Annotated in this window: 14 protein-coding genes; all 14 read left to right on the forward strand. The window is 73.2% G+C overall.

Annotated features, from left to right (window positions below):
- Window position 1 precedes the first annotated feature (1 nt).
- Entirely contained in the window at window positions 2-1,111 is a 1,110-nt protein-coding gene (locus AB0B33_RS39350) for an LLM class flavin-dependent oxidoreductase (RefSeq protein WP_360781601.1), read from the forward strand.
- Window positions 1,108-1,764 carry an alpha/beta hydrolase gene (locus AB0B33_RS39355; protein WP_360781603.1) on the forward strand — a complete coding sequence of 219 codons (657 nt, stop codon included), beginning with the start codon at window positions 1,108-1,110 and terminating at the stop codon, window positions 1,762-1,764. The genes AB0B33_RS39350 and AB0B33_RS39355 overlap by 4 nt, the downstream gene beginning before the upstream one ends.
- Window positions 1,765-1,772: 8 nt before the next feature.
- A complete protein-coding gene (locus tag AB0B33_RS39360) occupies window positions 1,773-2,204 on the forward strand; it encodes an Rrf2 family transcriptional regulator (RefSeq protein WP_247022504.1) in 432 nt (143 codons plus the stop codon).
- Window positions 2,201-2,629: a cupin domain-containing protein gene (locus AB0B33_RS39365; protein WP_360781605.1), complete on the forward strand. Its 429-nt coding sequence runs from the start codon at window positions 2,201-2,203 to the stop codon at window positions 2,627-2,629. The genes AB0B33_RS39360 and AB0B33_RS39365 overlap by 4 nt, the downstream gene beginning before the upstream one ends.
- A gap of 3 nt (window positions 2,630-2,632) precedes the next feature.
- The gene (locus AB0B33_RS39370; RefSeq protein ID WP_360781607.1) at window positions 2,633-3,364 is read left to right on the forward strand and encodes a DsbA family protein; all 732 of its coding nucleotides are present in this window, start codon (window positions 2,633-2,635) and stop codon (window positions 3,362-3,364) included.
- Window positions 3,365-3,465: 101 nt separating this feature from the next.
- Complete coding sequence (locus AB0B33_RS39375) at window positions 3,466-4,434, forward strand: ABC transporter substrate-binding protein (protein ID WP_360781609.1); 969 nt, start codon at window positions 3,466-3,468, stop codon at window positions 4,432-4,434.
- Window positions 4,431-5,219, forward strand: coding sequence for an ABC transporter permease subunit (locus tag AB0B33_RS39380; RefSeq protein ID WP_360781611.1), 789 nt, complete (start codon window positions 4,431-4,433; stop codon window positions 5,217-5,219). The genes AB0B33_RS39375 and AB0B33_RS39380 overlap by 4 nt, the downstream gene beginning before the upstream one ends.
- 9 nt (window positions 5,220-5,228) lie before the next feature.
- Window positions 5,229-6,197: an ABC transporter substrate-binding protein gene (locus tag AB0B33_RS39385; protein ID WP_360781612.1), complete on the forward strand. Its 969-nt coding sequence runs from the start codon at window positions 5,229-5,231 to the stop codon at window positions 6,195-6,197.
- A complete protein-coding gene (locus tag AB0B33_RS39390) occupies window positions 6,194-6,892 on the forward strand; it encodes an ABC transporter ATP-binding protein (protein ID WP_360781614.1) in 699 nt (232 codons plus the stop codon). The genes AB0B33_RS39385 and AB0B33_RS39390 overlap by 4 nt, the downstream gene beginning before the upstream one ends.
- Entirely contained in the window at window positions 6,889-8,352 is a 1,464-nt protein-coding gene (locus AB0B33_RS39395; RefSeq protein WP_360781616.1) for an FAD-binding protein, read from the forward strand. The genes AB0B33_RS39390 and AB0B33_RS39395 overlap by 4 nt, the downstream gene beginning before the upstream one ends.
- Window positions 8,349-8,702, forward strand: a complete 354-nt coding sequence (locus AB0B33_RS39400) for a ferredoxin family protein (RefSeq protein ID WP_360781618.1) — start codon at window positions 8,349-8,351, stop codon at window positions 8,700-8,702. The genes AB0B33_RS39395 and AB0B33_RS39400 overlap by 4 nt, the downstream gene beginning before the upstream one ends.
- Window positions 8,699-9,754, forward strand: coding sequence for an LLM class flavin-dependent oxidoreductase (locus AB0B33_RS39405; protein WP_360781620.1), 1,056 nt, complete (start codon window positions 8,699-8,701; stop codon window positions 9,752-9,754). Before AB0B33_RS39400 ends, AB0B33_RS39405 begins: the two co-directional genes overlap by 4 nt.
- Complete coding sequence (locus AB0B33_RS39410; protein WP_360781622.1) at window positions 9,751-11,976, forward strand: molybdopterin-dependent oxidoreductase; 2,226 nt, start codon at window positions 9,751-9,753, stop codon at window positions 11,974-11,976. The genes AB0B33_RS39405 and AB0B33_RS39410 overlap by 4 nt, the downstream gene beginning before the upstream one ends.
- Window positions 11,973-12,458, forward strand: coding sequence for a flavin reductase family protein (locus AB0B33_RS39415; protein ID WP_247022498.1), 486 nt, complete (start codon window positions 11,973-11,975; stop codon window positions 12,456-12,458). Before AB0B33_RS39410 ends, AB0B33_RS39415 begins: the two co-directional genes overlap by 4 nt.

Genomic DNA, 12,458 nt, shown 5'->3' on the forward strand with positions numbered 1-12,458 from the left:
GATGTCCGTCGAGTTCGTCGGCATGATCGGCACGCGGGACGCGAGCGAGACCCGGCCGGCCAGAGGACCGGTGATCGACCCCGGTTACGTGCGGCGGTTCGCCCGCGCCCACGAGGACGGCGGCTTCGACCGCGTGCTGATCGGCTACGGCGCGGGCTGGCCCGAAGGCCAGCAGGTCGCCGCCTACGCCGCCGCGCACACCGAGCGGCTCGGCCTGCTCATCGCCCACCGGCCCGGGTTCGTCGCACCGACGCTCGCCGCGCGGGCGTTCGCGACGCTCGACCACTTCAGCGGCGGCCGGGTCGCGGTGCACACCATCACCGGCGGCAGCGACGTCGAGCAGGCCCGCGACGGCGACTACCTCGGCAAGGACGAGCGCTACGAGCGCACCGACGAGTACCTGGAGATCCTCAAGCGCTCCTGGACCTCCGGCGACGCCTTTTCCCACCACGGCAAGCACTACCGCCTCGACGGCTACACCCCGCAGGTGCGGCCGCTGCAGAACCCGCGGATCCCGGTGTACTTCGGTGGTTCCTCGGAAGCCGCCTACCGGGTCGGCGGCAAGCACGCCGACGTGTTCGCGCTCTGGGGCGAGCCGCTGGCCGAAACGGCCGAGCAGATCGCCGCCGTCCGGGCCGCGGCCAAGGCCGCCGGCCGGCTCACCCTGCCGGGGATCAGCGTGTCGTTCCGCCCGATCCTCGGCCCCACCGAGGACCTCGCCTGGGAACGCGCGCAGCGGATCCTCGACACGATCACGGCGTCCGGCGCGGCGAAGGCGGCCCGCGAGTGGCGCGACGGCGGCGCCCCGGCCAACGTCGGCAGCGTCCGGCTGCTGGCCGCGGCCGCGAAGGCCGATCGCCACGACCGTGCACTGTGGACACCCACGGCCACCGCCACCGGCGCGGCCGGCAACTCCACCGCGCTGGTCGGCACGCCGGAAACCGTCGCGAAAGCGTTGCTGGACTACGTCGACATCGGTGTCACCACCCTGCTGATCCGCGGCTACGACCCCCTCGACGACGCGATCGACTACGGCAGGCATCTGCTGCCGCTGGTCCGCGCCGAGCTCGCCCGCCGCGACCGGCGACCGGCCACGGCGGCCGCCGTATGACGCTCGCCCCACCCGTCCCGGCGAGCTGGAGCCCGCCGGCGAGCGCCGCGGTCCGCGGCACGGTGCTGGTGCTGCCGGGCCGCGGCGAACACGCCGGGACCTACCCCCGGCTGGGCGCCCGGCTCGCGTTCGACGGCTACCGCGTCACGGTGCCGGACCCCGGCGTCCCGGTGAAGGTCGCCGCCGGCCCGGGGCCCGTGGTGCTGCTCGGCCACGACACCGGTGCCACCCGGGCCCTCGAGCTCGCCTCGACCCTGCCGGTAGCCGCCGTCGTCGCCAGCGGGCTCCCCCTCGGCGCGCCGCGCGGCTGGGAGGACGAGCTGGACGCCCGGACCGCCTGCCCGGTCCACCGCGCGCTGCTCGAATCCGACGACCGCTTCGCCCGGGGCGAGCTCGGCGAGCCCGCACGGACGTCGTCCGCCCGTCCCCCGGTCCCGGTCCTCGTCCTGCACGGCGAAGCCGACCGGGTCGCCGACGCCGAGGCCGCCCGGGCGTACGCGGCGAACCTCCCGGACGCCCGGTTCGTGCTGGTCTCCGGCGGCCGCCACGACGTGCTCAACGACGTCGACCACCGCAGCGTCGCCGCCGAGATCGTCCAGTTCCTGGAGTGGCTGCGGGCCGGAGCGGGCGCGCCGGCCCTGGTCCGGGGATGATGGCGGGTATGCGCATCTCGGCCCGGGCGGACTACGCGATCCGCGTCCTGCTGGAGCTGGCCGCGGACACCACGCGGCCGATCACCTGCGAGGCCGTCGCGTCCACCCAGGACATCCCGGCGCGGTTCATCAAGGCCGTCCTGCGCGACCTGCGCCAGGCCGGGCTGGTCCGCAGCCAGCGCGGCTGCGAAGGCGGCTACTGGCTGGCCAGGACGGCCACCGAGATCACCGTGCGGGACGCCGTCGTGGCGGTCGACGGCGAGTTCCTCTCCGTCCGCGGCGAACCGCGCCCCGCCCTCGCCTACCACGGCACCGCCGCCGGGCTCGGCCCGTTCTGGTCCGGCGTCGAGGCCGGCCTGGACTCGATCCTGCGCGCGACGACGCTCGCCGACCTGCTCACCGGTGCCGCCACCGGCCGACGAAAGGACACCCCGGCATGACCGACCTCTGGCACCAGCCGCTGCGCCACATCCGCGGCGCGGACCTGACCGGCGACACGAACCAGACGACCGGGATGACCCGGCTGGAGGCGATCTCCGGCAAGACGGCCGGCTCGTCGAAGGTCTGGATGGGCGAGACGCACGTCGCGCCGGTGACCAACTCGGGCGACCACCACCACGGCGAGGCCGAGACCGCGATCTACGTCAAGTCCGGGCACCCGGTGTTCGTCTTCGCCGACGGCGACGAAGAGGTCCGCATCGAAACCGGCCCCGGTGACTACATCTTCGTGCCGCCCTACGTGCCGCACCGCGAGGAGAACCCGACCGACGAAGAAGCGGTCGTGATCATCGCGCGCAGCAGCCAGGAAGGCATCGTGGTCAACCTGCCGAGTCTCTGGTCCCCGGTCGACGTGCCCGAGGACTGACGTATGGGCCCGGCGCTCGAAGTCGTCGAGTACACCGACCCGGCGTGCCCGTGGGCGTGGGGTTCGGAGCCGAAGTTCCGCCTGCTGCGGGCGGAACTGCCGGCCGTGCGGTGGCGCCGGGTGTTCGGCATCCTCTTCGACGACGACGAGGACCCCGCGCCGGACCCGGCCGCGGAAGCCGCCTGGTACGCGAAGTTCATCGACGGCGTCACCGAACACACCGGCGCCCCGAAACCGCCGCACCTGTCCTGGGTGGCGAAGACGAGCTGGCCCGCTTCCCTGGCCGCGAAGGCCGCCGAGGCGCAAGGACAAGCCGTGGCCGACCGGGTCCTGCAGCGGCTGCGCGAGACGACGTTCCTGCTCGGCACCCCGGCCGACGACCCCGAGCGCGTGCTCTCCGCCGTCGACGGCGTCCCGGGCCTCGACCTCCCCGCGTTGCGGACGGCGATGGCGAGCGACGAAGTCCGCCGGGCCGTGCGCGAAGACTGGCGTGAGACGCGAAACCCGTGCCCGGAAGTCCTCGACATCACCGCGCCCGGACCGCACAGCGGCCGCGCGAAACACCTCGAACACCACGTCCGCTACGCCTTGCCTACGCTGACGTTCACCGGCCCCGGCGGCCGGTTCGTCGTGCCCGGCTGGCGTCCCCTGCGCGAGTACTTCGACGCGGCGCGCGCCGCGTCGGTCCACAGTGGAACCATTCCCGGCTCGTGGGAACCCGGCCGCGGGCGTTGACTCTCCCCGCCCGCCGGGGAAAATAGACACATGCCGGTGACTGATTAGCCCGGCACCGTCACCGAATCTCCGCACCCTGACTCGCATTGGGGAGTTCCCGCATGCCCTCGAAACCCCGGCTCGCCCTGCTCGTGGCCGCGCTGCTCGGCCTCACCACGCTCACGGCGTGCGGATCGTCCACTTCGGACGCTTCCGGCGAGGTCGTGCTGCGGGTCGGCGACCAGACCGGCGCCACGCAGTCCCGGCTCAAGGCCGCGGGCCTGCTCGACAACCTGCCGTACCAGGTCGAGTGGTCGCAGTTCGCCGCCGCGGTCAACCTGCACGAAGCCCTGCGCGCCGACGCGATCGACATCGGCGGCGCCAACGACTCCCCGACCGTGACCGCGATCGCCGGCGGCTCGAAGATCAAGGTCGCCGCGGCCTGGAGCAACGGTGGCAAGGGCACCTACCTCCTGGTGCCGAAGGACAGCCCGGCCCGCACGGTCGCCGACCTCAAGGGCAAGCGGATCTCGCCGACCACCCGCGGCAGCGTCGCGCACTACCTGGTGATCGGCGCGCTCAAGCAGGCCGGGTTGTCGGACAAGGACGTCACGCTCAACTTCCTCGCCCCGTCCGAGGCGAACGGCGCCTTCTCCACCGGCAACATCGACGCCTGGGCCACGTGGAGCGTCTACGCGGCCCGCGCCCGCGGCGAACTCGGTGCCCGCGTGCTGTCCGACGGCGCGGGCATCAACTCCGGCCTCAACGTCCTTTCGGCCACCGACAAGGCACTGGGCGACCCGCGCAAGCGCACCGCCATCCAGGACTTCGCGAGCCGCGTCGACAAGAGTTACGCCTGGTCCAAGGACAACCCCGGCGCGTTCGACAAGTGGTACGCCGGGTTCGCGCACCAGCCGCTGGCGATCGCCGCGCAGGTCCGCCCGGACGAGACGACGTACCAGCGCATCCCGGTCGATGCCGCGCTCGCGGCCCAGCTGCAGAAGACCTACGACACCTGGGTGCAGCAAGGCCTGTTCCCCGGCGGCAAGAAGCTGACCGAGTACATCGACTCCGGACTCGATCCGCGGTGACCCCGGCCCGCGAGTTCCGGTTCCCGTACCGGGCGGTCTCCTGGCTGACGCCGGTGGCCCTGCTCGCGCTCTGGGAACTGCTGGCCAGGACCGGGATCCTGCCCGAGCAGGTCCTGCCCGCGCCCAGCAGCGTGCTGGCCAAGGCCGGCGAACTGCTGGCCGACGGCGAGCTGGTGACCAACCTGCTGGCCAGCCTCCAGCGCTCGGCGACCGGGTTCGTGCTCGGCGCGGCCATCGGACTCGGGACCGGACTGCTGGTCGGACTGTCCAAAGTGGCCGAAGCCGTGCTGGACCGCAGCATCCAGATGGTGCGCGCGGTGCCGTTCCTGGCCATCCTGCCGCTGGTCATCGTCTGGTTCGGGATCGGGGAGGCCGGGAAGATCTTCCTGATCTCGCTGGGCACCGCCGTCCCGCTCTACCTGACCACCGTGCTCGGCATCCGGCAGATCGACCCCAAGCTGCTGGAGATGACCGACGTCGTCGGGCTCGGCCGGACAGCGCAGATCCGGTGGGTGGTGCTGCCGGGCGCGCTGCCTTCGATCCTCGGCGGCCTCCGGCTCTCCCTCACCGCCGCCTGGCTCGCCCTCGTCATCGCCGAAACCCTCGGCGCGGACGCGGGGCTGGGGTTCATGGCCACCAACGCCCGCGAATTCCTGCAGACCGACGTCATCGTCCTGGTCGTGCTCATCTACGCCGTGATCGGGATCCTCTGCGACCTCGTCACCCGGCTCCTCGAACGCCGCCTGCTGCGCTGGCACCCCACCTACGCCCGCCTGAACGCCTGAGGAAACCCCATGACATTCTCGAGACGCACGTTCCTGACCGCTGCCGGGCTCACCGCGCTGGCCGCGCCGCTCGCCGCGTGCGCCACCGGCTCGGCCGGCGGCGCCACCCAGGGCAAGGTGCGCCTGACCTACAGCACCATCTCCGTCCCGAAGTCCCGCGGGGTGCTCGAAAAGACGCTCAAGGAGCAGGACATCACTGTGGAATGGGTCGGCCCGTTCCCCAACCACGCGCCCACGCTGCAGGCCGTCGTCGGCGGCACCGCCGACTTCAGCTTCGGCGGCAGCACCACCCCGGCCGACCAGGCGATCCTCTCCGGCGCCGACCTCGTCTACGTCGCGTGGGCGACCTCCACCCCACGCACCACCGCGATCGTCGCCGGCGCGCACACCGGCATCACGAAGGTCACCGACCTCGTGGGCAAGACCGTCGCGGTCAACAAGGCCGGACTCGGCGAGTTCCTGCTCGTCGCCGCGCTGGAGAAGTACCACGTACCGCGCGAATCGGTGAAGGTCACCTACCTCAACCCGCCCGAGGCGTCCGCCGCGTTCGGCGCCGGGAAGATCGACGCCTGGGCCATCTGGCAGGGCTTCCGCGAGATCGCCGAGGTGCAGTACGGCGCCAAGCCCATCTTCGTCGACGGCGACGAGCTGGACTTCCAGATCGACTTCACCAGCTTCCTCGTCCGCCGCGACTACGCCGAGCAGAACGCCGACACGATCCGCAAGGTCGTCACCGCGTTCCAGGCCGACTACGACTGGCAGAACCAGCACTACCAGGAGTCCCTCGACATCGGCAATGCCGTCTCGCACTACCCGCAGGCCGTGCTGGACAAGATGGCCGCGAAGAACGTGCGGACCAAGCTGGCGCTGATCGACGACGCCGGGATCGCCCAGCTGCAGCGCGGCGCCGACTGGCTCACCCAGCGCAAGATCCTCAGCGGCCCGATCACCGTCGCCGACCACGCGGTGAAGCTGTGAGCACCGCCGTGCGCGTGCGCGGGCTCGCCAAGCGCTTCGGCGACCGGACCGTCCTGAGTGGACTCGACCTCGACATCGCGCCCGGCGAGTTCGTCGCGCTCATCGGCGAAAGCGGGTGCGGCAAGACGACGTTGCTGCGGCTGCTCGCCGGGCTCGACCGGCCCGACGGCGGCGACCTGGCGGCCCCGCCCGAGCGGATGGTGGTCTTCCAGGAGCACCGGCTGCTGCCGTGGCGGCGGGTGTGGCAGAACGTCGCGCTCGGGCTCCCCCGCGAGGCCGCCGCCCGGGCGCTGACCGAGGTCGGCCTGGCCGGGCACCTCGACGCCTGGCCCGTGACGCTCTCCGGCGGCGAGGCCCAGCGCGTCGCGCTCGCCCGGGCGCTGGTGCGCGAGCCGCGGCTCCTGCTGCTCGACGAACCCTTCGCCGCGCTCGACGCCCTGACCCGGATCAAGATGCACGCACTGGTCCGGCAGCTCGTGGCGGCGCACCGCCCGGCCGTCCTGCTCGTCACCCACGACGTCGACGAGGCCATTCTCCTCGCCGACCGCGTGGTCGCGATGCGGTCCGGCCGGCTCGCCGCCGAGCACCGCGTGACCTTCGAGGGCGAACGCAGCCGCCGCAACCCCGAGTTCGAGGAGCTGCGCCACCGCCTGCTCGCCGAACTCGGCGTCGCCGAACTGGCCGGGACCCGGTGAACGCCGACGTGCTCGTCATCGGCGGCGGCCTCGCCGCGACCTGGACCGCCTTGGCCGCGGCCCAGGCCGGCGGCGACGTCGTGCTCGTGGACAAGGGCTACTGCGGCACCAGCGGCGTCACCGCGACCGCCGGGGTCACGCACTGGTTCGTGCCGCCCGATCGCCACGAACAGGCGGTCGCCGAGCGGCACGCGCACGCCGGCGGGCTCGCGGATCCCGAACAGGCTCTGCGGGTCCTGCGCACGACGTGGGAGCGACTACCCACATTGGACAGGTACTACCCGTTCCCGGTCCGCGGCGGCGAACCCGACCGCACCCACAACGTGCGCGGCCCGGAGTACCTGCGCGCGATGCGCGGCCTGGTCCACCGCGCCGGCGTCCGGATCCTCGACCACCACCCGGCGCTGGAGCTGCTGCTGCGGCCGGACGGCTCGGCGGGCGGCGCGGCCGGCGTCCGCCGCCAGGCCGGCGGGAGCTGGCGGGTCCACGCGGGGGCGGTCGTGCTGGCGACCGGCGGGACGGCGTTCCGCTCGCACCTGCTCGGCTCGCGCGGCAACACCGGCGACGGCCACCTGATGGCCGTCGAAGCGGGTGCCCGGCTCTCGGGCATGGAGTTCTCGAACTACTACACGCTCGCCCCGGCCTTCTCGACGATGGCGCGGTCGATGTCGTACCTGTTCGGCACCTACACCGACGCCGACGGCCGCGAGCTCGAACTGCCGTCCGGGCCGGACCGCAACCGCGTCCTCGGCGCGGCGCTGCTGCGCGGGCCGGTGTTCACCACCCTCGACCGCGCGCCGGAGTGGGTGCGCCGGAAGATGCCGGTGGTCCAGCCGAACTTCCTGCTGCCGTTCACCCGCCGCGGCCTCGACCCCTACACCGACCGGTTCGAGGTCACCCTCCTCGGCGAAGGCACGATCCGCGGCGTCGGCGGCCTCACCGTCTCGGCCCCGGACTGCGCCACCGACGTGCCGGGCCTGTTCGCCGCGGGCGACGTCGCGAGCCGGGTACCGGTGGTCGGCGCGATCTCCGGCGGCGGCTCACCGAACTCCGCGTGGGCGGTCTCGTCGGGCACCTGGGCCGGCCGCGCGGCGGTGAAGCACGCCCGCTCGGCCGGCCCGGCACCCCTGCACCCGGCCGGCCGCGCCGGGATCCGGCCCAGCGGACGGGCGGCCACAGTGGACACCACCGCGGTCGTCGATGTCGTCCGTGAGGAGCTGAACGCCTACGACAAGAACATGTTCCGGAACGAGCCGGGCCTGCGCGCCTCCTTGTCCACATTGGATTCCCTGTGGACGGAGGTCGAAGGCAGCTTGACCGGCACCGGTCGGGACGCGGTGACCGCGCGGGAGACCGCGTCATTGGTCGCCATGGGCCGCTGGGTCAAGGAGGCGGCGCTGCACCGGCGGGAAACCCTCGGCATGCACTGGCGCATCGACGGAAAGGAGGCCGCCGCGTGATCGAACTGGTCCTCGCCGACCGCTGCATCACCTGCGACAAGTGCGTCCAGGTGTGTCCCAGCGACGTCTTCGACGCGGTACCGGACGCCCCGCCGGTCATCGCGCGGCAGAGCGACTGCCAGACGTGCTTCCTGTGCGAGCTGTACTGCCCGGTCGACGCGCTGTTCGTCGCCCCGGACTGCCGCACCCCCGTCGGCGTCGACGAAACGGCCGTCCGCGCCACGGACTGGCCGGCGCAGTACCGGCGCGACTCCGGCTGGGGCCGGGCGCGCCGCACCCACCCGAACGAGAGCTGGCGGATGAGCGACATCTTCGCCGCCGCCCGCGCCCTGGGACAGGAGACCCCATGACCCTCGAATTCATCGGCTACGCCGCCGGCCGCCAAACCAGCGAAACCATCGCACCCGACGGCCCCACCATCCAACCCCACTACCTGCGCGAAGTCGCCCGCACACACGAACAAGCCGGGTTCGACCGCGTGCTCATCGCCCAGTCCGCGAGCAGCCCCGACGGGTTCGTGCTCGCCGATCAGGTGCTCGCCGCCACCGAACGGCTCGGTGTTCTGCTCGCCCACCGGCCCGGGTTCGTCGCGCCCACGCAGCTGGCCCGGAAGTTCGCCACGCTCGACGCGTTCCACCCCGGGCGGGTCGCGCTGCACGTCATCACCGGTGGTGACGACGCCGACCAGGCCCGCGACGGCGACTTCACCGACAAGCCCACCCGCTACCGGCGCACCGACGACTTCCTCTCCGTGGTGCGCCGGACGTGGGAGTCGGCCGAGCCGTTCGACCACGACGGCGAGTTCTACCGGGTCCGCGGCGCGCTCTCGGACGTCCGTCCCGAGCGCCCGATCCCGGTCTACTTCGGCGGCGCCTCGGCCGACGCGATCCAGGTCGGGGGCAAGCACGCCGACGTCTACGCCTTCTGGGGCGAGCCGCTGGCCGGGATCGCCGAGCGGATCGACCAGGTCCGGGCGGCCGCGGCCGGGCGGGACGTCGCGTTCAGCGTCAGCCTGCGGCCGATCCCGGCGGCCACCGAAGCCGAGGCGTGGGAGCGGGCCCGGGACATCCTGCGGCTGACCCAGGACCGCGTCGGCGAGTTCAAGGGCCGTCGCGACTCGACCGAGGCCGTCGGGTCGCGACGCCTGCTCGAGGCCGCCGCGACCGGTGACGTCGTCGACGAACGCCTGTGGACGGCGGTCGCGAAGACGACCGGCGCGGCCGGGAACTCCACCGCGCTGGTCGGCAGCTACGAGCAGGTCGCCGACTCGCTGCTCGACTACGTCCGGCTCGGCGTCGGCACGCTGCTGATCCGCGGGTTCTCGCCGCTGGCCGACGCCCGCGACTACGGCACGCTCGTCCGGCTGGTCCGGGAGCGCGCGGACGTTACCGTCGGGGCATGAAGCCGAGCACTTCCCACTGGGGCGCCTTCTCCGCCGAGGTCGACGCCGACGGCCGGCTCCGGGTCGAGCCGCACCCGGCCGACCCGGCGCCGTCGCCGCTGCTGGGCAACCTCGCCGCCGGGCTGGACCACCCGACCCGGGTGGCCCGGCCGGCGGTGCGCCGCGGCTGGCTCGACGACGGCCCGGGCCCGGACGAGCGCCGGGGCCGCGACGAGTTCGTCGAGGTGCCGTGGGACGAGGTGCTCGACCGGGTGGCCGCCGAGCTCGACCGCGTCCGCACCCGGCACGGCAACCAGGCGATCTTCGGCGGCTCGTACGGCTGGGCGAGCGCCGGGCGGTTCCACCACGCGCAGAGCCAGCTGCACCGGTTCCTGAACACCATCGGCGGCTTCACGTCTTCGCGCAACACCTACAGCAACGGGACGTCGTCGGTGCTGCTACCGCACGTGGTCGGCGACACCCACGCCGTGCTGCGGCAGGCGTCGACCTGGCCGACTATCCTCGAGCACACCGAGCTGATCGTCGCGTTCGGCGGCGTGCCCGAGAAGAACGTCTTCGTCACGCCCGGCGGCGTCACGATCCACGGCACACCCGGTCACCTGGCGCGGTACGCCGGCAGCGTCGCGCTCGTCAGCCCGCTGCGCGACGACCTGCCGTCCACAGTGGACGCGCGGTGGTACCCGGTGCGGCCCGCGACCGACACCGCGCTGATGCTCGCCCTCGCACACACCCTCGTCGTCGAAGGCCTGCACGACAAGGCTTTTCTCGACCGGTACTGCGTCGGCTACGCGGAGTTCGAGCGCTACCTGCTCGACAAGGACCCGGCTTGGGCGGCGGAGCTCACCGGCATCCCGGCGGCCGACATCGTCGCGCTGGCCCGCGAGATGGCCGCGAAGCGGACGCTGATCGCGGTGACGTGGTCCCTGCAGCGCACCGAACACGGCGAGCAGCCGGTGTGGGCGGGCATCGCGCTGGCGGCGATGCTGGGGCAGATCGGCCTGCCCGGCGGCGGGTTCGGCCACGGCTACGGCTCGATGGGCGACGTCGGCGACACCGGGCCGGAGCTGCGGATCCCGTACCTGCCCCAAGGCGGCAACCCGGTGCGCGAGTTCATCCCGGTCGCGCGGATCGCCGACCTGCTGCTGCACCCCGGCGAGTCCTACGACTACGACGGCGAGGTCCGCCGCTACCCCGACGTCCGGCTCGTCCACTGGGCCGGCGGCAACCCGTTCCACCACCACCAGGACCTCAACCGCCTCCGCCGCGCGTTCACCCGCCCGGACACGGTGATCGTCCACGAACCGCACTGGACGGCCACCGCGCGGCACGCCGACATCGTGCTGCCCGCGACGACCGCGCTGGAACGCGAGGACATCGGCTCCGGCCGCCGCGACACCCACGTGATCGCCATGCACCGGATCGCTTCGCCCGCCGGGGAAGCGCGGGACGACTACTCGATCTTCGCCGCGCTGGCCCGCCGCCTCGGCGTCGAAGCGGAGTTCACCGAAGGTCGCACGGCCCGGCAGTGGCTGGAGCACCTCTACGCCGGCTGGCGCGAGACACCGTCGTTCGCGCAGTTCTGGGCCGACGGCGGGCTGCGCCTGCCGCCCGGGCGCGAGCACCACACGCTGTTCGCGGACTTCCGCGCGGACCCGGCCGCGCACCCCCTGCGCACCCCGAGCGGACGCATCGAAATCACGTCGGCGACCGTCGCGGGCTTCGGCTACCCCGACTGCCCCGGGCACCCCGTCTGGTTGCCCCCGGGCGAAACCGGGCCGCTGTGGCTGATCGCGAACCAGCCGCACACCCGCCTGCACAGCCAGCTCGACGCCGGCGACACCAGCCGCGAGGGCAAGGTGGCGGGCCGCGAGCGGATCCGGCTGAACCCGGCCGACGCGACGGCCCGCGGCATCGCGACCGGCGACATCGTCCGGGTGTTCAACGCGCGCGGCGCGTGCCTGGCGGGCGCGGTCCTCGACGACGCGCTCCGGCCCGGCGTCGTCCAGCTCCCGACCGGTGCCTGGTTCGACCCGGTCGAGGACCACCCGACCGGCCCGCTGTGCGCGCACGGCAACCCGAACGTCCTGACCGCCGACATCCCGTCGTCCCGCCTGTCGCAGGGCTGCGCGGGCCAGCACGCGGCCGTCGACGTCGAGCGCTTCGACGGCCCGGTCCCGGAAGTGAGTGTCCTGCGTCCCCCGATCGTGAGAGGCCACCGATGATCGCCTTGCAGCCCGTGACGTCCGAAAGCCGGTTGCGCGAAGCCTTCGGCTGCTTCCCGTCCGGCGTCACCGCGGTGTGCGCCCTCATCGACGGCGTCCCGCACGGGATGGCCGCGAGTTCGTTCACGTCGGTTTCGCTGGCCCCGCCGCTGGTGTCGCTGTGCATCCAGCGCACGTCGTCGACGTGGCCGCGGCTGCGCGACCGGCGGCTCGGCCTGAGCGTCCTGGCCGAGGGACAGGACGACGCCTGCCGCCGGCTGTCGTCGCGGGGCGACCGGTTCCGCGGCATCCCGTGGCAGCCCGGCCCGGACGGCAGCGTGTTCATCACCGGGTCGAGCGCCCTGCTCGAATGTTCGCTGGAGGAAGAGGTGCCCGCCGGTGACCACCTGATCGCGCTGCTGCGGATCCACGGCCTGCACACGGCGGAGACCCCGCCCCTGGTCTTCCACGGCAGCCGCTTCCGCCGGCTCGCCGCGGTGTGA

The organism is Amycolatopsis sp. NPDC049159, assembly GCF_040648295.1.
GTDB classification, from domain to species: Bacteria; Actinomycetota; Actinomycetes; order Mycobacteriales; family Pseudonocardiaceae; genus Amycolatopsis; species Amycolatopsis pretoriensis_A.

Excerpts from the sequence above, each read along its gene's own strand:
- AB0B33_RS39370 (WP_360781607.1), top strand. The coding sequence starts at position 2,633 with ATGGGCCCGGCGCTCGAAGTCGTCGAGTACACCGACCCGGCGTGCCCG.
- AB0B33_RS39405 (WP_360781620.1), top strand. The coding sequence starts at position 8,699 with ATGACCCTCGAATTCATCGGCTACGCCGCCGGCCGCCAAACCAGCGAA.
- AB0B33_RS39350 (WP_360781601.1), top strand. The coding sequence starts at position 2 with ATGTCCGTCGAGTTCGTCGGCATGATCGGCACGCGGGACGCGAGCGAG.
- AB0B33_RS39385 (WP_360781612.1), top strand. The coding sequence starts at position 5,229 with ATGACATTCTCGAGACGCACGTTCCTGACCGCTGCCGGGCTCACCGCG.
- AB0B33_RS39375 (WP_360781609.1), top strand. The coding sequence starts at position 3,466 with ATGCCCTCGAAACCCCGGCTCGCCCTGCTCGTGGCCGCGCTGCTCGGC.
- AB0B33_RS39415 (WP_247022498.1), top strand. The coding sequence starts at position 11,973 with ATGATCGCCTTGCAGCCCGTGACGTCCGAAAGCCGGTTGCGCGAAGCC.
- AB0B33_RS39360 (WP_247022504.1), top strand. The coding sequence starts at position 1,773 with ATGCGCATCTCGGCCCGGGCGGACTACGCGATCCGCGTCCTGCTGGAG.
- AB0B33_RS39365 (WP_360781605.1), top strand. The coding sequence starts at position 2,201 with ATGACCGACCTCTGGCACCAGCCGCTGCGCCACATCCGCGGCGCGGAC.
- AB0B33_RS39410 (WP_360781622.1), top strand. The coding sequence starts at position 9,751 with ATGAAGCCGAGCACTTCCCACTGGGGCGCCTTCTCCGCCGAGGTCGAC.
- AB0B33_RS39355 (WP_360781603.1), top strand. The coding sequence starts at position 1,108 with ATGACGCTCGCCCCACCCGTCCCGGCGAGCTGGAGCCCGCCGGCGAGC.